The organism is Halobacillus sp. ABD4_316, assembly GCF_056161385.1.
The window spans coordinates 97,321-114,642 of sequence record NZ_JBSWZA010000006.1 but is presented as its reverse complement, the minus strand read 5'-3'; the positions used below and the strand labels follow the sequence as shown (position 1 = coordinate 114,642).

At 48.5% G+C, this 17,322-nt stretch carries 19 protein-coding genes, 12 tRNA genes and 1 rRNA gene; 2 read left to right on the top strand and 30 right to left on the bottom strand.

The genetic code is table 11. The annotated features are described in order from the left end of the window. The 14 genes from ACXAJH_RS18475 to ACXAJH_RS18410 form a co-directional block, all read right to left on the bottom strand. Positions 1-92: ribosomal RNA gene (locus tag ACXAJH_RS18475) — 16S ribosomal RNA — on the bottom strand; the annotation flags it as partial. A 113-nt stretch (positions 93-205) separates the two neighbouring features. Next, positions 206-282 (bottom strand) — tRNA-Ile (locus tag ACXAJH_RS18470). 17 nt (positions 283-299) lie between these two features. Beyond that, positions 300-373: transfer RNA gene (locus ACXAJH_RS18465), tRNA-Gly, on the bottom strand. 23 nt (positions 374-396) lie between these two features. Next, positions 397-473, bottom strand: a tRNA-Pro gene (locus tag ACXAJH_RS18460). A 6-nt stretch (positions 474-479) separates the two neighbouring features. Continuing rightward, positions 480-556 (bottom strand) — tRNA-Arg (locus ACXAJH_RS18455). An 87-nt stretch (positions 557-643) separates the two neighbouring features. Then, positions 644-731, bottom strand: a tRNA-Leu gene (locus tag ACXAJH_RS18450). 39 nt (positions 732-770) lie between these two features. Then, a tRNA-Leu gene (locus ACXAJH_RS18445) sits at positions 771-852 on the bottom strand. 7 nt (positions 853-859) lie between these two features. Continuing rightward, positions 860-935 (bottom strand) — tRNA-Lys (locus ACXAJH_RS18440). Positions 936-1,043: 108 nt separating this feature from the next. Beyond that, positions 1,044-1,118, bottom strand: a tRNA-Gln gene (locus tag ACXAJH_RS18435). 7 nt (positions 1,119-1,125) lie between these two features. Beyond that, positions 1,126-1,202: transfer RNA gene (locus ACXAJH_RS18430), tRNA-Asp, on the bottom strand. A 20-nt stretch (positions 1,203-1,222) separates the two neighbouring features. Continuing rightward, a tRNA-Glu gene (locus ACXAJH_RS18425) sits at positions 1,223-1,294 on the bottom strand. 10 nt (positions 1,295-1,304) lie between these two features. Then, a tRNA-Ser gene (locus tag ACXAJH_RS18420) sits at positions 1,305-1,395 on the bottom strand. A 4-nt stretch (positions 1,396-1,399) separates the two neighbouring features. Beyond that, positions 1,400-1,474, bottom strand: a tRNA-Asn gene (locus ACXAJH_RS18415). A 174-nt stretch (positions 1,475-1,648) separates the two neighbouring features. Next, the gene (locus ACXAJH_RS18410; protein WP_474972228.1) at positions 1,649-2,101 is read right to left on the bottom strand and encodes a SprT family protein; all 453 of its coding nucleotides are present in this window, start codon (positions 2,099-2,101) and stop codon (positions 1,649-1,651) included. A gap of 74 nt (positions 2,102-2,175) precedes the next feature. Between ACXAJH_RS18410 and cmpA the strand changes: the two genes are divergently transcribed. Continuing rightward, positions 2,176-2,286, top strand: coding sequence for a cortex morphogenetic protein CmpA (gene cmpA, locus ACXAJH_RS18405; RefSeq protein ID WP_474967199.1), 111 nt, complete (start codon positions 2,176-2,178; stop codon positions 2,284-2,286). Between the two features lie 34 nt (positions 2,287-2,320). Here cmpA and ACXAJH_RS18400 read toward each other — a convergent pair whose 3' ends face one another. The 15 genes from ACXAJH_RS18400 to acpS form a co-directional block, all read right to left on the bottom strand. Further along, the gene (locus tag ACXAJH_RS18400) at positions 2,321-4,492 is read right to left on the bottom strand and encodes a Tex family protein (protein WP_474994894.1); all 2,172 of its coding nucleotides are present in this window, start codon (positions 4,490-4,492) and stop codon (positions 2,321-2,323) included. Positions 4,493-4,621: 129 nt separating this feature from the next. After that, on the bottom strand, positions 4,622-5,218 hold the full coding sequence (locus ACXAJH_RS18395) for a SpoIIE family protein phosphatase (protein WP_474972229.1): 597 nt from the start codon (positions 5,216-5,218) through the stop codon (positions 4,622-4,624). After that, positions 5,218-5,997 (bottom strand): RNA polymerase sigma factor SigB, encoded by a 780-nt coding sequence (gene sigB / locus ACXAJH_RS18390; RefSeq protein ID WP_027956778.1) that lies wholly within the window; start codon positions 5,995-5,997, stop codon positions 5,218-5,220. The genes ACXAJH_RS18395 and sigB overlap by 1 nt, the downstream gene beginning before the upstream one ends. Then, positions 5,969-6,445, bottom strand: coding sequence for an anti-sigma B factor RsbW (gene rsbW / locus ACXAJH_RS18385; RefSeq protein ID WP_474970330.1), 477 nt, complete (start codon positions 6,443-6,445; stop codon positions 5,969-5,971). Before rsbW ends, sigB begins: the two co-directional genes overlap by 29 nt. Before the next feature lie 2 nt (positions 6,446-6,447). Next, positions 6,448-6,774, bottom strand: coding sequence for an STAS domain-containing protein (locus tag ACXAJH_RS18380; protein WP_474972230.1), 327 nt, complete (start codon positions 6,772-6,774; stop codon positions 6,448-6,450). Positions 6,775-6,836: 62 nt separating this feature from the next. Continuing rightward, on the bottom strand, positions 6,837-7,847 hold the full coding sequence (locus ACXAJH_RS18375) for a SpoIIE family protein phosphatase (RefSeq protein ID WP_474967195.1): 1,011 nt from the start codon (positions 7,845-7,847) through the stop codon (positions 6,837-6,839). Between the two features lie 14 nt (positions 7,848-7,861). Next, positions 7,862-8,263, bottom strand: a complete 402-nt coding sequence (locus tag ACXAJH_RS18370) for an anti-sigma regulatory factor (RefSeq protein ID WP_474967194.1) — start codon at positions 8,261-8,263, stop codon at positions 7,862-7,864. A gap of 2 nt (positions 8,264-8,265) precedes the next feature. Continuing rightward, positions 8,266-8,622 carry an STAS domain-containing protein gene (locus ACXAJH_RS18365; protein WP_027956783.1) on the bottom strand — a complete coding sequence of 119 codons (357 nt, stop codon included), beginning with the start codon at positions 8,620-8,622 and terminating at the stop codon, positions 8,266-8,268. Between the two features lie 5 nt (positions 8,623-8,627). After that, on the bottom strand, positions 8,628-9,497 hold the full coding sequence (locus ACXAJH_RS18360; RefSeq protein WP_027956784.1) for an RsbT co-antagonist protein RsbRA: 870 nt from the start codon (positions 9,495-9,497) through the stop codon (positions 8,628-8,630). A 227-nt stretch (positions 9,498-9,724) separates the two neighbouring features. Beyond that, the gene (locus ACXAJH_RS18355; protein WP_027956785.1) at positions 9,725-10,075 is read right to left on the bottom strand and encodes a type II toxin-antitoxin system PemK/MazF family toxin; all 351 of its coding nucleotides are present in this window, start codon (positions 10,073-10,075) and stop codon (positions 9,725-9,727) included. 5 nt (positions 10,076-10,080) lie between these two features. Next, the gene (locus ACXAJH_RS18350) at positions 10,081-10,362 is read right to left on the bottom strand and encodes a CopG family ribbon-helix-helix protein (protein ID WP_027956786.1); all 282 of its coding nucleotides are present in this window, start codon (positions 10,360-10,362) and stop codon (positions 10,081-10,083) included. A 160-nt stretch (positions 10,363-10,522) separates the two neighbouring features. Further along, positions 10,523-11,680 carry an alanine racemase gene (gene alr / locus ACXAJH_RS18345; RefSeq protein WP_474994892.1) on the bottom strand — a complete coding sequence of 386 codons (1,158 nt, stop codon included), beginning with the start codon at positions 11,678-11,680 and terminating at the stop codon, positions 10,523-10,525. A gap of 162 nt (positions 11,681-11,842) precedes the next feature. Then, entirely contained in the window at positions 11,843-12,871 is a 1,029-nt protein-coding gene (locus ACXAJH_RS18340) for a LolA family protein (RefSeq protein ID WP_474967192.1), read from the bottom strand. Between the two features lie 42 nt (positions 12,872-12,913). After that, positions 12,914-14,407 (bottom strand): NAD(P)H-hydrate dehydratase, encoded by a 1,494-nt coding sequence (locus ACXAJH_RS18335; RefSeq protein ID WP_474994891.1) that lies wholly within the window; start codon positions 14,405-14,407, stop codon positions 12,914-12,916. Between the two features lie 62 nt (positions 14,408-14,469). Further along, complete coding sequence (acpS, locus tag ACXAJH_RS18330; RefSeq protein ID WP_474967190.1) at positions 14,470-14,835, bottom strand: holo-ACP synthase; 366 nt, start codon at positions 14,833-14,835, stop codon at positions 14,470-14,472. Between the two features lie 130 nt (positions 14,836-14,965). Here acpS and ACXAJH_RS18325 point away from each other — a divergent pair, with 130 nt between their 5' ends. Continuing rightward, a complete protein-coding gene (locus tag ACXAJH_RS18325) occupies positions 14,966-15,736 on the top strand; it encodes a rhomboid family intramembrane serine protease (protein WP_474972234.1) in 771 nt (256 codons plus the stop codon). A gap of 77 nt (positions 15,737-15,813) precedes the next feature. Here ACXAJH_RS18325 and cshA read toward each other — a convergent pair whose 3' ends face one another. Beyond that, positions 15,814-17,286, bottom strand: a complete 1,473-nt coding sequence (gene cshA, locus ACXAJH_RS18320; protein WP_474967188.1) for a degradosome RNA helicase CshA — start codon at positions 17,284-17,286, stop codon at positions 15,814-15,816. Positions 17,287-17,322 lie beyond the last annotated feature (36 nt).

The window sequence follows — 17,322 nt, the reverse complement described above, 5'->3', positions numbered from 1 at the left end:
CCGAAGGGATCCGCTCGCTTCCCGCGCTCGACTTGCATGTATTAGGCACGCCGCCAGCGTTCGTCCTGAGCCAGGATCAAACTCTCCATAAAAGTAGTTTGACTTGCTCATCTGCACACCGAATGTGCTTGTTTCAAATTCCTTCATTAAAGAAGAAATGTTTTGACGTACTGGTTGGTTCGTTCAGTTTTCAAAGATCAAGTAATGGTGGGCCTGAGTGGACTTGAACCACCGACCTCACGCTTATCAGGCGTGCGCTCTAACCAACTGAGCTACAGGCCCCAATGGTGATTGAATAATGGAGCGGGTGAAGGGAATCGAACCCTCATCATCAGCTTGGAAGGCTGAGGTTTTACCACTAAACTACACCCGCATATATCATGTTGTATTTCTCGATGGTCGGGAAGACAGGATTCGAACCTGCGACCCCTTGGTCCCAAACCAAGTGCTCTACCAAGCTGAGCTACTTCCCGTTAAAATGGCGCGCCCGAGAGGAGTCGAACCCCTAACCTTCTGATCCGTAGTCAGACGCTCTATCCAATTGAGCTACGGGCGCATTTTATAATAGCTTTGCGTTGAAAGCGACTTTTCTATCTTAACACGTTTCCGTGTCGATTGCAACAACTTTTTTAAAGAAATTAGTTGGTGCGGTCGAGAGGACTTGAACCTCCACGGGATTAACTCCCACTAGGCCCTCAACCTAGCGCGTCTGCCGATTCCGCCACGACCGCAGCATTATTATAATGGAATGCTGATCATGGTAATTAAAGTGCGGGTGGAGGGACTTGAACCCCCACGCCGTGAAGCACTAGATCCTAAATCTAGCGTGTCTGCCAATTCCACCACACCCGCAAATAAATGGTGAGCCATGAAGGATTCGAACCTTCGACCCTCTGATTAAAAGTCAGATGCTCTACCAGCTGAGCTAATGGCTCTAAAGAAAGGAATCTATTACACTTGAAAATGATTTGTTCTTTTTAAAAGCACAAGAACCATCATACATCTTATTGATAATGTTGTCAACCCTTTTTCCGAAGAAAAAATGGCTGGGCCAGCTGGATTCGAACCAGCGCATGACGGTACCAAAAACCGTTGCCTTACCGCTTGGCTATGGCCCAAAGATAATGGCGGTCCGGACGGGACTCGAACCCGCGACCTCCTGCGTGACAGGCAGGCATTCTAACCAACTGAACTACCGGACCCTTTAAAGGGTGATGCAAAGTGACCCGTACGGGATTCGAACCCGTGATACCGCCGTGAAAGGGCGGTGTCTTAACCACTTGACCAACGGGCCATTAAGAAAATGGCGGAGAAGGAGGGATTTGAACCCTCGCGCCGCTTACGCGACCTACACCCTTAGCAGGGGCGCCTCTTCAGCCACTTGAGTACTTCTCCGTAATGGCTCCAACGGTAGGATTCGAACCTACGACCGATCGGTTAACAGCCGATTGCTCTACCACTGAGCTACGTTGGAATAATGTATCATTTCGTGCCGCTCGTTTATCGGCGACGTTTAATATCTTATAACATCCTGCCTGCAATGTCAAACCCTTTTTCGTGAAAAATTGTAGTTTCTTACGTTTTTTTGGGTTGTTTTGTTAAGGCTTATTTAATTTAACATGTGAGAAGTCGTTCGTCAACACAATTTTTACTTCTTTTTTAAACGGCCTTTACATTTTCCGCAGTGATACTTTTTCGTATCCACCTTCCTCTTCCGCTGATAAGTCTGACCGCACTGGACACACTCATAATGGTGGAACCCTTTCTTCTTTTCAGAAGGCAGCTGCGCGCAGAATCTCGGAGAGTCTGTTTTATGTAAAAGATCTTTGAATTCAGGATCACCATGTCCAAAGCCTTTCCCTTCTATATGAAGGTGATAGTGGCAGAGTTCATGTTTGATAATCCCTTCTAATTCAGCACCATCCAATTCTACAACATACTTCGGATTGATTTCAATGGTTCTTTTTGAAGGAATGTACCGCCCGCCTGTCGTTCGAAGACGAGAATTGAAGTATACATCATCCACAAATGGTTTGTCAAAATGTTTTTTGGATAATTGGTCCGTCCATGCTTCCAGCTGTTGTTGTGTCAAAGACTGCACAAGCACACCTCCCCTGTTCTGTGCATACTGTATCATACGTATTTAAAAAGAGGAACAGAAAGGAGCTGTCCGTCATGCCTTCCTGGCTGCAAGTACAGATGGAGCGTGCTTTCTTCAATAAAGATAAGTATCAGATCAAGCTGCTTAATCAGTGCTGGTACTATTATCAGCACCTCTATAAATAGAAATACCCGGAAGCCGCAGCTCCCAGGTATCCCTTTACGATTGAGGAATCATGGTCAAAGCAATCCTCTGCTTCTGGACATCCACCTTGTCCACCCATACTGTTACAACATCTCCAACAGAGACCATGTCCATCGGATGTTTGACGAATTTGTCAGCCAGTTTGGATATATGGACAAGCCCGTCCTGTTTTACTCCGATATCGACGAACGCACCGAAATCAACCACGTTACGAACGGTTCCTTCCAGTTCCATTCCCTCTTCCAAATCCTCCATGGAAAGGACGTTCGTCTTGAGCAGTGGCTTAGGAAGATCGTCACGTGGGTCACGGCCCGGCTGGATCAATGCCTTTTGAATATCTGTCAGCGTCAGCGTACCAATGCCGAATTCTTCCGAAGCGGCATTCAAGTCCATCTGCTTCAGCTTTTCACCCAATTGTCTATCCCCGAGGTCCTTACTTGTAAATCCAAGATTCTGAAGCAGCTTCCTTGTCGCCTGATAACTTTCCGGGTGGATCGACGTACGGTCGAGCGGTTCTTCTCCGTCCAGTACCCGGAGAAATCCGATACTCTGTTCGAACGTTTTCGCTCCGAGCCTTGGAATGTCCTTCAATTCTCTGCGTTTCGTAAACTTCCCGAGTTCCTCCCGCTTCTTCACGATGTTATTAGCCACCGTTTTACTCAAGCCGGATACATATTGAAGCAGGGAAGCAGAGGCTGTATTCACGTTTACTCCGACTTGGTTGACGGCCGTTTCTACAACAAACGTCAGGGACTCGTTCAATTTCTTCTGGGTAACATCATGCTGATACTGCCCGACGCCGATAGATTTAGGATCTATTTTCACCAGTTCCGCGAGTGGATCCTGGATTCGGCGGGCAATCGATACCGCGCTTCTTTCTTCGACTTGAAAATCCGGGAACTCTTCCCTGGCCAGCTTGGATGCTGAATACACACTGGCTCCCGCTTCGTTCACAATCATATAGGAAGCTTTCCAACTGTGCTTCTGGATCATATCACTAATGAACTGCTCTGTTTCTCGAGAGGCGGTTCCATTTCCAATGGCGATGAGCTCCATGTTGTACTGTTCCATCAATGACAGGAGTTTCTTTTCTGCGCCTTTGGTATCTTTTTTAGGTGCGGTTGGATAAATGACTCCGATATCGAGCACTTTTCCTGTTTCATCGATAACCGCAAGCTTACAGCCCGTACGGTATGCCGGATCAACTCCAAGTACAACCTTGCCTTTAAGCGGAGGCTGTAGCAGGAGGCTTCGCAGGTTGCTCGAAAACACATCAATCGCCTGCTCCTCAGCCACTTCGGAAAGAGAATTGCGGATCTCTCTTTCCACAGAAGGTTGAATGAGTCGTTTGTAGCTGTCCTGGATCGCGTCTGTCAGGATTCCTCTGAGTTCTCCGCCTGTTCCCCGCTTCACGACTTCTTTTTCCAGATACTGCGTAATACTGTCCTCAGGCGGTTGGACAGAAACCTTGATGATCCCTTCCTTCTCCCCACGGTTCATGGCCAGCACACGGTGGGAGGCGATGGAACGGACGGGCTCCTGGTAGTCGTAGTACATCTCAAAGACACCTTTTTCATCCTTGGCCTTGTCCTTCTCTGAAGAAGCGATGGTGCCTTTCTCATGCGTCTGCTTACGAATTCTTTCCCTGAATGCTGCGTCCTCTGATATCCATTCCGCCAGAATGTCATTCACACCTGCACGCACGTCTTCAACAGCCGGCAGCTCCTGTTCTTCGGAAATGTACGTCTGCGCCTCTGCTTCAAAGCCGAAAGATTCCTGCGCCCATACTTTAAGGGCCAGAGGTTCAAGCCCCTTTTCTTTCGCCACTGTGGCACGCGTCCTCCTTTTCTGCTTGTAAGGACGGTAAAGATCCTCCACCTTTTGGAGTTTTTCTGCTTTTTCTATGTCGGCTTTCAATTCATCCGTTAGTTTCCCCTGCTCATCGATCAAGCGAACGACTTCCTCTTTACGCTCAGCAAGGTTGACGGCATAATTCCACTGATCTTCAATGGTTTTAATTTGGACTTCATCAAGACCACCGGTCATCTCCTTACGATAACGGGCGATGAACGGGACGGTGTTCCCTTCGTTCAGCAGTTGAATCACCTGCTGGATAATTCCTTCTTTCAGCTTCATCTGTCCGGCTACTGACTGAATCAGCTCCGGACTGTTTTTCCAATCACTCAAAAAAAGACCTCCTTCAATGACGTCCCTCTTATTGTAACAAAACAACGAAGCGTTTACCTCGTTGTTCCAGGATGGTTCAACGAAATAAAAAATCCTTATTCCCGGATTCACACCGAAGAATAAGGATTTTTAATGGTAAACTATCGCAATCAGCGTTGTATCATCATCGCGGTTCTGTCCGTACAGATTTTTGTACAAGGACGTAATCTCTTCCGCGTTTCGTACATGTGTGAGCTTTGAAGACAGGCGGCGGTCGTTCACTCCATCAGAGAACATCAAAAAAATCATCCCTTTCTGGATATTTCCGTGAGTAACCCGCAGTGACTTCGAATACCCGGATAAATAACCCGCCAGCGGGATATTCCGGTGGCGTGTACCGTCAGGGTCTACAGTAATGACTCCAATATTCCCGATGGAGGAATACGAATAAGTCATCGCATGGTAATCGATTTTCAAAATACCGAGCACCACCCCGCGTTTGCCGACCAGTACTTCATTGCATTTTTTTACAAGCGCCTCTACAGAAAGAGAAGGATGATCTTCTATGATTTCCATCACAGCTTTCGAAGACTCCCTGGCCATCTCTCCACTGCCGAGGCCATCAGCCAGTGCACAAAGGAACGCATCATCTGTTTCACGGTAAAAATAACTGTCGCCACAGTAATAATTTCCTTTTTTAGCTTTCTGGAAGACAGATAACTCCACCTGTTCGTTCCCCTTTTCCACTAGAACACCTCAACCGATTCCGACTGGAGAGCTTCCCTCAATTTACGCAGCGCCCGCCTTTGCAGCCGGGATACGTGCATCTGGGAAATGCCCAGCCGCTCACCTGTATCTTTCTGACTCATGTTTTCAAAATACGTGCATTGAAGAATCTCCTGTTCCCGTTCACTCAAGATCGGCAGCACCTTTTCGAGCAGCATCCGCTGATCGATATTGGAGTATCCTTCATCCTGATTCCCGATAAGATCGAGAATGGTTACAGTACTTCCATCTGAATCCGCTTCGATTTTACGGTCCACGGACAGGGCTTTGTAGCTTTTACCCATTTCCATCGTTTCCAGTACATCCTCTTCAGAGACTTCCAGGTATTCAGCAATCTCGAGGACAGACGGGGAACGCTGCTGGATATTCGTCAGCTCTTCAGCCGCTTTCTTTATCTTCGGCCCAAGTTCCTTAATCCGGCGTGGTACGTGCACACTCCATGTCTTATCCCGGATGAAGCGTTTAATCTCACCGATGATGGTCGGGATCGCGAACGATTCGAATGATTTTCCGAAATCCTTATCATACCTGCGGATCGCTGCCAGCAGGCCGAGCATTCCGACCTGAACGAGATCTTCATGGATCGTACTGTTCTTCGAATATTTACGGGCGATGGACTCTACAAGGTCCTTATAAACAAGGACCACTTTCTCCTGTACAGCCTCATCTTTTGGATTCTCCTGTAAGTAGGCAATCCATTCGTAAATTTCCTCATTGTGGTGTTGTGATCTGGTCGCCATTATGACCCACCCCGGTTTCATGGAGGTATTTCGTCATTAATACAATCACTCCATATTTACTGTTGATTTCGACTTTATCCATTAAGGCATCAATCAAAAACAGGCCAAATCCGCCTTCGCGGAGCTCTTCAATATCACCGTCCTGCTTATAAGGTCCGATGTCTTCTTTCACTTCACCAAGATTGAAGCTTCCGCCGTGATCGGCCACCATCACCTCGAGTCTGTCCTGATACACGCCGAAACCGATGGTGATTTCTCCTTCACCCGTTTCTTTGTAGGCATGTTTGACGGCGTTGGTGATCGCTTCTGAAATCGCCACTTTCAAATCTTCAATATCTTCATAGGAAAAGCCCATGCGGTTGGCAATCCCGGACGTGCTCAAACGCACGACTCCGATATATTCCGCTTTTGCAGGCACCTTCACTTCAACAAAATCAAATGGTTCCATCATTACATTCCACCTTGCACTGTAGAATCGATGTTCATAATTTCAGTCAGGCCGGTAATCTTGAACAGACGGTAGACACGGTCCTGCATATGAACGAGACGGAGCGTGCTGTCATGTTCTTTCGTCGCTTTCAAGGCACTGATAAAGACACCCAGTCCTGTGGAATCCATATAATTCACGTCTTGAAGGTTCACTTCAACGACATCCTGTTCCTTCGTCAATGGAAGAAGCGTCTCTTTAAGCTGAGGTGCCGTGAATGCATCGACTTCACCGCCGAGCATCACGTTCGCCACGCCGTCATTCTTTGTTACATCTATCGATAAATTCATAAATATCCCTCCCGTGTTGCTGAAAAGTAACCTAAATAGCCAATACCCGGATCGATAAAACGTTAAACATTCCTTCTGAGAATGATCAACGTGAAATCATCACGCAGGTGGAAGTCCTGCAGGCGTTCAAAGTGCTTGTACACCTGGTCGACGATGCCCTGTGCCGGCAGATGAGAATACTGCTTGATAACGTGCAGCACTTCTTCCTGCTCGATAAAACGGTCCCCCGTCCGGCATTCTGTCACACCATCGGTCAAAAGGACGATCATATCGCCTTTTTCCACCTGTTTCTCATACTGGGTGTAGGTGATTTCAGGAGATACACCGAGAACAAGGCCCGGAGCATCGATTTCTTCAAATTCGTCCTTATCCTTATGATAATAAAAGCCCGGCTCATGACCGGCAGAAGCATAAGTAAACGTATGATTGTTGTTATTATACAAGCCATAGAACATCGTAATGAACATGCTTGCATCCACATTGCGTTCCACAACCCGGTTCAAGCTGCCCAGAATGACACTTGGATCAGTCTGCATCTCAGAGAAGCTGTCCATGGAATATTTGATCATGGACATGCATAAAGCGGCCGGCACGCCTTTTCCGATGACGTCAGCCACCGCAATACCCAGGCCGCCTTTGTTGTCGTGGACAAAGTGGTGATAGTCACCGTTCATCTGTTTCGCCGGTACACTGAGCGCCCCGACGTCCAGCTCATCAATGTCCGGCTTCACCGTAGACAACAGTGTTTTCTGCATATTGGCCGCAACCGAAATTTCGGATTTCAGCTCCAGCTGCTTTTCACGCAGCGTTTGATACTCCTGATAGGCGAGACCATAGGAAATCATGGTTTCCAAAAGGAAATTCATCGATGTCTGTATATATTCCGGCATATCCGGGTATATTTCCTGTAATGATTGAATATGCACGTTAATAATTTCTTCTGGTGATATATTCTGCTGCATCGAGTATTTACTGAACTGCTCTGCCTGATACAGAGCCTGCTCATCTTTCGTAGTAATATACTCCTGCAGCAGCTCTTTGTAATTCTCCAAGTCGAGTTTCAATGTACTCATCGTTTATACCTCCTCTAACGGAGCCATTTCACAACCTTGATTTCCGTACCTTCCCCTACGTGGGAGATAATATCGAACTCGTCCATCAGCCGCTTTACACCTGGAAGTCCTGCACCAAGTCCCCCGGAAGTCGTAAAGCCGTCCTCCATGACCTGACTGATGTCCTGAATCCCAGGTCCTTCGTCCATGGCAACGATCCGGATGCCTTTTTTGTTCATATCCTCAACCGTTTCAAAACAGACTTTTCCGGTCCCTGCATATAAATAAATGTTTCTCGCTAATTCCGAGATGGCAGTGGCGATTCTTGCCTGGTCAACGGTGCCGAAGCCGATTTTTCTAGAGATGTCACGGCCCAGCTGCCTTGCTCCGACAATGTCCCACTCCTTTTGTATGTTTACACAGGATTGAAAATCCATACTCACTCCTCCAATTCCTGGCGAAGTTTAATCAATCCTTGTTCTAGATCTAATGCTGTAGGAACATCCTGCATATGAATGCCCAAATCAATCAGCGTCATGGCTACCGCAGGCTGAATTCCCGTCAGCACTACTTTTGCCCCCATCAAATCTGACATCGTCACGACATCGCCGAGTACTTTAGCAATAAACGAATCAATAATGTCGACAGAGGTCAGGTCAATGACGACACCTGTAGCTCCACTTTCATGGATTTTTTTCAACAGGTCTTCCTGGAACTGGATAGCCGTTTGATCATCAAGATCGATCTGGATGGAAATAAGCAGGTAATTATGAAGCTTTAATATAGGTATCCTCATTTGTTTCACTCCCCATCTAGCGAATCAATCAGTTTTTCAATATCCTGGTCATTGGAACGCGTGTCCTCAATCCGGCGGTTTGTCAGCTCAAGAGCTGATTGGAAGCCTTTACGAAGGGAACTCTTCGTCGGGAACTTTCCAAGGTCGATACCGAGGTTGACGATCGTCTGCGCAATTTCGGGACGGATACCGACAAGGATACAGCGTGAACCGATTAGACGAACCGCTTCTGCCGCCTGGATGATGTGATGCGCGACCATTGTATCGACAACCGGCACACCCGTGATATCGATCAGCACGACCTCTGCATTGTGTTTAATCACTCCATCAAGCAGGTTTTCCATGATCAGCTTGGCTCTTTCCGTATCAATCGTACCGATCAGAGGCATGATCGTAATGTTATCCATCACCGGTATCAGCGGTGCTGACAATTCCTGCAGAGCGACCCGCTGCAGGGATACGATGTGCTCCCAGCTGCCCGAGTACTCATTGACGAGGCGGTTGATGATCGGATCCACCCATCCATCCACCTCCCGCAGAATTTCAGAGAAATGGTCAGAATTGACCTTTTCCGACTGCTTGAGTATAAAATCGGTTACAACGCGGCGGAATACCTGCATGCCGTCCGTCAGGTAGCTCAAAGGCCAGCCTAGATTAATGAGGCGTTCAGAGAAATCATCCAGATCCGAGGACAATCCCTGTTTTTCAATGCTTGAGAAAATGACATTCACAAACTCCCGGTTCGTATTCTCAAACATTTCCTCAGAAATCGTTGATGTATAATCATTCTTTTTATGAGCGTCAACTTCCTTCAACCACATATTGACAATATCGTCACTGTGTTCCAGCACTACGTTTTTTAATCGTTCATCCATTATCGAACCCTCCGCCATTGATACCATTTCATATTTTCCAACTGCTGTTTTTGCTATCTGGGTATAATGTTAACAAAAAAGGCCGGGTAATTACACCAATCCGTTTGTAAAAAAAACATGCCAACAACAATACCCTTTGTATTTCTATTATAAACTACATTCGACAAAAAAAATAAAGCCGCCTGCATACGAGGCAACTTTATTTTAACAAAAAGAAAAAAGATAAGTTAGAAGTCGATCAAACCGAGGCTGACCTGCAGGGATTTATTCACCTGCTGCATCATCGGTTCGTCCAATTGGGTGATCTTGTCGGTCAAACGCTGCTTGTCAATCGTTCTGATTTGCTCCAATAGGATCACAGAATTTCGCTCGAACCCATATTTTTCTGCATTGATTTCAACGTGAGTAGGAAGTTTGGCTTTTTGTATTTGCGCTGTAATCGCAGCAATAATTACGGTCGGGCTGAAGCGATTACCAATGTCATTCTGAAGGATGAGTACAGGACGAACGCCGCCTTGTTCGGATCCCACAACCGGGGACAAATCAGCGAAATAAACGTCACCTCGTTTGACTATCACAGGCTTCACACCCCGCTCACTAATTGCTCCAGGGTGTGTTCGGCCTCCTCTTCAGCTTGAAACGCTTCTGAAGCGATGTTTAAATTAATTTTCGCCATTTCCATATAACCTCTTCGCATCGATTCCCGAATATGACGTTGTTTTTTCTCACGCAAATACATTTTAGTAGCTTGACACATGAAATCGCTCCGATCACTGTTATCGAGTTGAATGAAGCCATCCACTTCATTGAGTAGGTTATCCGGAATCCGGATGACAATCTCCTGCATGCTGTCGGACAAAACCATACACCTCCACCATCTTCTCTCAAAAGAAACCAGTCAAATAGTCCACTCTAATCTTATCAAACGGGAGTGTCCATTGCAAAGGCGTGTTGGAATTTTTTTGTGTTTTGTGCAGCTTTCTATCCTTACATCGGGAGATTTGTCTTGCACCTGTTCCTTCCTGTCACAACGTATTTCTTACTTCGATGGTCTTCCCGTCCTTCCGGTATACACGGGGGACCCTGCGGCTGATGATGCAGGGAATTTCGTAATTGATGGTATCCAGATAGTCAGCCACTTCATCTGTCGTTACTTCGCCATTCCCCTGTTTACCAATTAAGGTAACCTTTGTCCCTATAGGATATTCCTGATCCAGCCGAATCATGAATTGATCCATGCAGATTCTTCCGACAATCGGATGACGTTTCCCGTCGACAAGGACTTCCATGCCCTGCAGCCGGCGGATCCAGCCATCGGCATAACCCAATGGAACGGTTCCGATCCATTCCTCTTTATCTGTTGTATACGTCGCTCCGTAGCTGATCGATTCCCCCGGTCCCACCTGCTTCACGTGAACCAGACAGCTGGTCAGGGAAAAGGCAGGTGTCAATTCTATCGGGCGTTCCTCTTTCACATCTGCGGATGGATATAGTCCGTACATGCTGATCCCGAAACGGACAAAGTGGTCCATCCGCTCTGGAAAACGCATGCTTGTCGCACTGTTACTCGTATGTATTTCGACATCTTCCGGCCAAACCCTCTTAAAATGGTCCATCAATCGCTGAAATTCGTCCGCCTGCCGCTGATAATAGCTCGTATCCTCATCATCTGCCGTGGCAAAATGGGTGAAGATTCCTTTCAGCCGGAACATATCTTCTGCTTTAACGGCTTCAAGGACGGCGTCCATTTCTTCCGTGTCACGGACTCCGATCCTTCCCATACCTGTATCCAGCTTCAAATGAATCGACAGCGGCTTCGGGCATGCGTCCGTCTGCACGTGATGCAGCCATTCCTTCTGGAAAACCGTGACGGTAATGTCGTTCGCTGCCGCCAGCGGAGCGTCTTCCGGACGCGTCCATCCCATTACGAGAAGGGGAGCCTCAATGCCCGCGTCCCGAAGTTTGAGCGCTTCATCCATAATCGCAACCGCCAGTCCACCTGCTCCCGCACGCAGGGCCTCGGCAGCGACCTGTACGTCGCCGTGCCCGTAAGCGTCCGCTTTAACGACCGCGTAGATCCCCGTCCCAGGGTGAAGCCTCTGTCTCAACTGCTGAATGTTTGCTTCAATGGCGGATAAATCAATTTCTGCTATCGAATCTCTGTAGTATCTATCCTGCTGCACCTTGCCCGCTCCTCTCCTTTAGCTATCCTATTATTATTGAGCGGAACATTCCTCCCTGTCAAATGGACACCTCCTTTCCCATACCAAACATCCGCAGAGCGCTTTCTGCGGATGTGTAAGAAAGAAAATAAAAGCAGACGAGGACGCCTGCTCCACTTTCAACTATTTCACCATAGCCCCATGGTTGATCGAACTGGCAACGGAGACCATTTCTTCCTGGGTCAGCTCATTACTTGCAAGCTGGTAGGTCGTTCCGTTATGACTCCACTCCAGACGGTTGTGCTCTAGCGCAGCAATGACACCGTCATCCAGCTGCACCGGATCTCCGTTCACGTGGACAGAATACCCGGCACTGGCCGGCTGCACTTCTGCCTTTTCCTGAACGAGTGTGAAGTTTTTCTCTCCGGCATATGTCATGATCATGCGTTTGCCGTCATCTGTCTTTACTTCGCGTTCTTCCGCAAGCTCTGCACCGAAGGTTTCCTGTGGGTACAGCACTTCCTCAAGCTCTTCCTCCGCCCCATCCATATTCGCTACTGGAGCCTCAGCCGGAGACATCGCCATATTCTTGTCTACATCGAAATCTTCTTTTTTCAGCGAGTCATCTTTTGTGAAATTCGCAAAAGAGACCTCGACGAGCGCATTCATATCCTGATCGAAAACTTTGACCATAACCGGCTGGTAGGATTTTTTATCGAAATAAATTTCCTGATAAGGGAGTGTTTTGTTGTTTTGATAGTTGGTTTTCGTCTTGAATTTAAAATAGTTTTCGGTTGCGGTGAATTCGGCTTCCGGGTCGGCCTTGATATCATTTAAAAGAGAAGCGAATAAATAAGGCTGACTTGTATTCTGCGGCCAGTCACTCTGGAATTTGAAACTCTTATTCAAAGCCGGAGTGAGGACATAGACGCCGGTATCGTTTTTCAGAATGACCTGACTTCCCTTTTCGTCCTGATCATTCTGAAGTTTCACGCGGTAGTAATCATCTTTCTTGTGCCATACTTGAATGTGGTACTTCTGCTCTTCCTTGCCTGTGCGCATCTTCATGTTTGCTTCCGTTTTATAACCCGCCATCTCTTCTGTCTGCTTCTCAAGCTTCTTGACTACGTCCTCTTTTGACTGGGAGCCGCACGCGGTCAGAGCCCCCAGGATGAACAGGCTGAATAAAAGGATCAGAAAACGTCTTTGCATCAGACTCCACTCCTTTGTCTCTACTTATGGACAAAGGGAACGTTAAGTTATGGATGAAGAGAGTGTACGAAAGGTTCCGGGCAGGCCTTCTATTACATCGGTGGCCAGCAGATCCACTTTCGACCGTCCCTGCTGCACGAGCTGATCGGCGGTATGGCCGTGCAGGACACAGCCGCTGCTGAGTCCGTCCAACATGGATTGTGACTGCATCAGCATCGCCAGCAGGATACCGGCCAGGGCGTCCCCACTTCCACCCTTGGCAAGGCCCGCATTCCCCGTGGTATCGACACGCTGCCGGCCGTCAGGGGCGGTAATGATCGTTGCCGGCCCTTTCAAGACGAGGTAAACCCCATGCCGGCGGGCGAAAGCTTCAGCCAGGGAGAACGGAGAAAGCAGCACGTCCTTGATCGATCGCCCGGTCAGATGAGCAAACTCTCCCGGATGTGGAGTGAGGATGGTCGGTTCCTGCCTCTTTTCCACTTCCCCAAGAAAGTCTTTCAGCACATACAACCCGTCCGCATCAATCAGCAGCGGCCCTTTAGTATGAGTGACCACACGACGGATCAACGCCTGGGCCTCTGCTCCCCTGCCGATGCCCATACCGGCCGCTACACCATCATAGGTGGAGAGGTCCATTGTCTCCCTTTCCACAAAAGTGGCCTCCTGGACATAAGGGGATATGGACGGAACCGCTCCTTCCTCCGTGGCGATGGCGATCAGCCCGGCCCCACTTCTAAGGGCCGCCCGCGACGTCATCGCTGCAGACCCAGGCATCAACATAGACCCTCCGATGACCAGACCTCTGCCATGGGAACCTTTATGCGAATGATCATCACGGGAAGGGAGCGTCCGTTTCACATCCTCCACCGTCCACATGCTCCGGCGCACGGCAGGAGCAGCCTGTGGCGGAATACCGATTTCAACGACGGACCACTGCCCGTACCAGGGCTGTGTATGCTGGAGAAACGCACTCAGTTTCGGAGCTTCAATCACAGAGGTGTAATCAGCTTTGTATGCTGTGAATTCCTCTACTCCTTCATCCGCAGGAACGCCGGTTGGGAGGTCGACGGCAAGACGAAGTAGAGAAGCTTCGTTACAGTGCTGGACGATTTGTTTATAAGGGTCACGCAGATCACCCTGGACGCCGATGCCGAGCATGGCATCAATGGAAACATCCGCGCGCAGCAGGTATCCTTCCGCGTCTTCCACATCCGTCCATTTTTTCACTGTGTGACCGGAAGCTTGGAAGATCTGCTTGTGCACGGCGGCGTCTCCCTTAATTTTTTCGTCCGGAACGATTTGCACAGCCTCAGCCGTGTACCCAAGGTTCAAAAGGGTACGCGCAATCACAAATCCGTCTCCGCCATTGCTTCCCGCACCGATCCATACGATGATGCGGTCCGATTTCTGAATGTGTTTAACCAGATCATAGGCGGCCGCACGTCCGGCATTCTCCATGAGCATGGATCCTGCCAGTCCGGCTTCCGCTGCAGCCTGATCCCGTTCGTACATCTCTTGTGCGGTTACAATATCCAACTCGTTCCCTCCTACCCGCATTACATGTTATGAGACAAGCGGTTCAATTATGTCTTGCCTGTCTATTCCCGGCCGCTCTCTTCCAAAACCACCTGGGCGACCGCATGAGTCCGGCTGTGGGTGATCGATACCCAGATGTGGAAGGATTCAAAGCCCTTGACGGTCATCTGCGGGGCGCCTTTTTCCGATGGCAGGATTTCCATATCCTGAAAACCGAGAGCTCCGATGCCGGTCCCAGCCGCCTTTGAGAAGGCTTCTTTGGCAGCGAAGCGCCCGGCGGCAAACTCCGCCTGACGCTGTTCTTTAAGGTTATGACAGCGCTGATATTCATTTTCCGTTAATATTCTTTGAACAAAGCGCGGCTGACGCTTTATACTTTGTTTAATACGATCGATTTCAACCATATCGATTCCGATTCCTCTGATCACACAGCATCTCCCTTTTCCTTATTCATCTACCACCAGTATACCCGAACGTACCTTTGTTAAAAAAAGAATACGCAGACGGTGGTGGGACTACACTTTTAGATAACAAGACATCACAAAGGAGACGAATGTCATGTTTTTACGAACAGAAAGCTTCAAAGAGTTTCTGAGATTTTATCCAGTGGTTTCTGCGCTTGTCGGAATCCATTTTGCGTTATGGCTGCTTGCGGATTTCCTTCAGCTTGGTTTTGCTGTCGACTTGAAGCAGTGGGGCATCGGCGTGAACGTACTCGTATTAAATGGAGAGTACTGGAGGCTGATCACCCCCATCTTTCTGCATGCCGGCTTCATGCACGCCGTATTCAATTCCTTCTCCCTCGTCCTGTTCGGACCTGCGCTTGAACAGATGCTCGGCCGCGTCCGGTTTATCGTCATGTACCTGGCCGCCGGTATTGCCGGGAACATCGGGACATTTATCGTAAACCCCGATGCTTACTACGCGCACCTCGGTGCATCCGGAGCCATCTTCGGTATTTTCGGGGTGTATCTGTTTATGGTGCTGTTTCGGAAGCACTTCATCGATCAGGCCAATGCACAGATCATCATCGTCATCTTCGCTCTCGGGCTTTTCATGACGTTCACCCGTCCGAACATCAACGTGCTCGGCCATCTGTTCGGTTTGATCGGCGGCTTCGCCATCGCCCCTGCCATCTTAAAAAACGCCCGTCCCTTTTCCCTATGGCAGATCCGCACCCGTCATTCCCGCCGGGACAGTGATGAGATTTCCTTCGACCCCAACCGGTGGAAAAAACGACGGTTCGGCCGTGGAGGGATCGGAAAATATGTATTGTGGGGCATTATCATTTTCCTCGCCTTGTTTGCGCTTGTGAACCGATCCCTTTAATTCGTGCGCCGGACCGCTCCCTTGAAACAAAAAAAGATCCGCTTCCTGACAGATAGGAAGCGGATCTTTTTTATATATTAGCTGCGGCCTTTGTTTTGGTAGCTGCCGCGCTTACCGCCTTTACCGCTGAAGTTGCGGTTGCGGGATTTGTTTTTGTTGTTGAAGTTACGGCCGCCTCCGCCTTTGCGGTAGCCGCCTTTTTTCTTGCCTTTGTCACGCTGGGCGTTTTTCACGCTGATTGGTGCAACGTAGGACAAGTTAACAGGAACTTCACTGCGTTCTTTAGTCATCAACTTCAGAGCTGCTGCGATAAGGTCTGAAGACTCATAGCGCTCAAGCAGTTCTTCTGCTGCATTTTTGTAGTTGTTCAAGTCATTGTTGTTCACAGTTTCAGCAATCTTTTCGACAGCCACTTTCTGCTGACCGCGTGCAGCTTCTTCAGAAGAAGGCACTTTCAGACGATCCACTTTCTTCTTCGTCAGCTTTTCAATCAAGTTAAGCTGATCTTTTTCACGTGGTGTAACGAAGGAGATGGACTCTCCTTTACGTCCGGCACGACCAGTACGGCCGATACGGTGTACATAGCTTTCCGGGTCCTGTGGAATATCGAAGTTGTACACATGGGACACTTCAGAGATATCCAGTCCACGGGCAGCTACGTCTGTAGCGACAAGGATTTCGATACGGCCACGCTTGAACTTGTTCAACGTAGACATACGCTTTCCTTGAGTCAGGTCTCCGTGAATCCCTTCCGCGCTGAATCCACGGGCTTGAAGACCGTCAGCTACTTCGTCTACACGACGCTTCGTACGACCGAAGACGATCGCCAAGGCTGGATCATGAATATCAAGCAGGCGCGTCAGTGTATCGAACTTGTGTTTTTCCGGAACTTCTACGAAGAACTGCTCGATGTTTTCCACCGTCATTTCCTTCGCTTTCACTTTAACTTCTTCCGGATTGTTCATAAGAGTTGTTGCAATATCGCGGATCTCTTTCGGCATGGTCGCAGAGAACAAGAGTGTCTGACGTTCTTCTGGAAGAGCCTTCAGAATGTCGCGGATATCATCGATGAAGCCCATGTTCAGCATTTCGTCCGCTTCATCAAGGACAGCTGTGTGCACGTTCTCCAATTTGATCGTTTTACGACGAATGTGGTCAAGTAAACGTCCAGGTGTCGCTACCACGATGTGGTTGTTTTTCAACGCACGGATCTGGCGCTCCATATTGGATCCACCGTAAATTGGAAGGACGCGTGCGCCTTTCCCTTTACCAAGACGGTTCATTTCTTCAGCTACCTGAATAGCCAGTTCTCTTGTCGGGGCGATGACAAGACCTTGAACGCCTTTCACCTGTTTGTTGATTTTTTCAAGCATCGGAATACCGAATGCCGCCGTCTTACCCGTACCTGTCTGAGCCTGCCCAATCACGTCTTTCCCTTCTAGTCCTAGAGGGATGGTCTGTTCTTGAATTGGTGTGGTTTCTTCAAAGCCCATTACGTCTAATGATTTTAAAATCGGCTTTGATAATCCTAGTGATTCGAATGTTGTCACTTAATTCCTACTCCTTTATGTTTAAATCTTCTACCT

Bases quoted from the DNA above. Each gene is read 5' to 3' on its own strand.
- cmpA (WP_474967199.1), top strand. From the start codon at position 2,176: ATGCCTTCCTGGCTGCAAGTACAGATGGAGCGTGCTTTCTTCAATAAA.
- sigB (WP_027956778.1), bottom strand. From the start codon at position 5,997: ATGGCGACCAGATCACAACACCACAATGAGGAAATTTACGAATGGATT.
- rsbW (WP_474970330.1), bottom strand. From the start codon at position 6,445: ATGGAACCATTTGATTTTGTTGAAGTGAAGGTGCCTGCAAAAGCGGAA.
- ACXAJH_RS18380 (WP_474972230.1), bottom strand. From the start codon at position 6,774: ATGAATTTATCGATAGATGTAACAAAGAATGACGGCGTGGCGAACGTG.
- ACXAJH_RS18375 (WP_474967195.1), bottom strand. From the start codon at position 7,847: ATGAGTACATTGAAACTCGACTTGGAGAATTACAAAGAGCTGCTGCAG.
- ACXAJH_RS18370 (WP_474967194.1), bottom strand. From the start codon at position 8,263: ATGGATTTTCAATCCTGTGTAAACATACAAAAGGAGTGGGACATTGTC.
- ACXAJH_RS18365 (WP_027956783.1), bottom strand. From the start codon at position 8,622: ATGAGGATACCTATATTAAAGCTTCATAATTACCTGCTTATTTCCATC.
- ACXAJH_RS18360 (WP_027956784.1), bottom strand. From the start codon at position 9,497: ATGGATGAACGATTAAAAAACGTAGTGCTGGAACACAGTGACGATATT.
- ACXAJH_RS18350 (WP_027956786.1), bottom strand. From the start codon at position 10,362: ATGGTTTTGTCCGACAGCATGCAGGAGATTGTCATCCGGATTCCGGAT.
- ACXAJH_RS18340 (WP_474967192.1), bottom strand. From the start codon at position 12,871: ATGCAAAGACGTTTTCTGATCCTTTTATTCAGCCTGTTCATCCTGGGG.
- ACXAJH_RS18325 (WP_474972234.1), top strand. From the start codon at position 14,966: ATGTTTTTACGAACAGAAAGCTTCAAAGAGTTTCTGAGATTTTATCCA.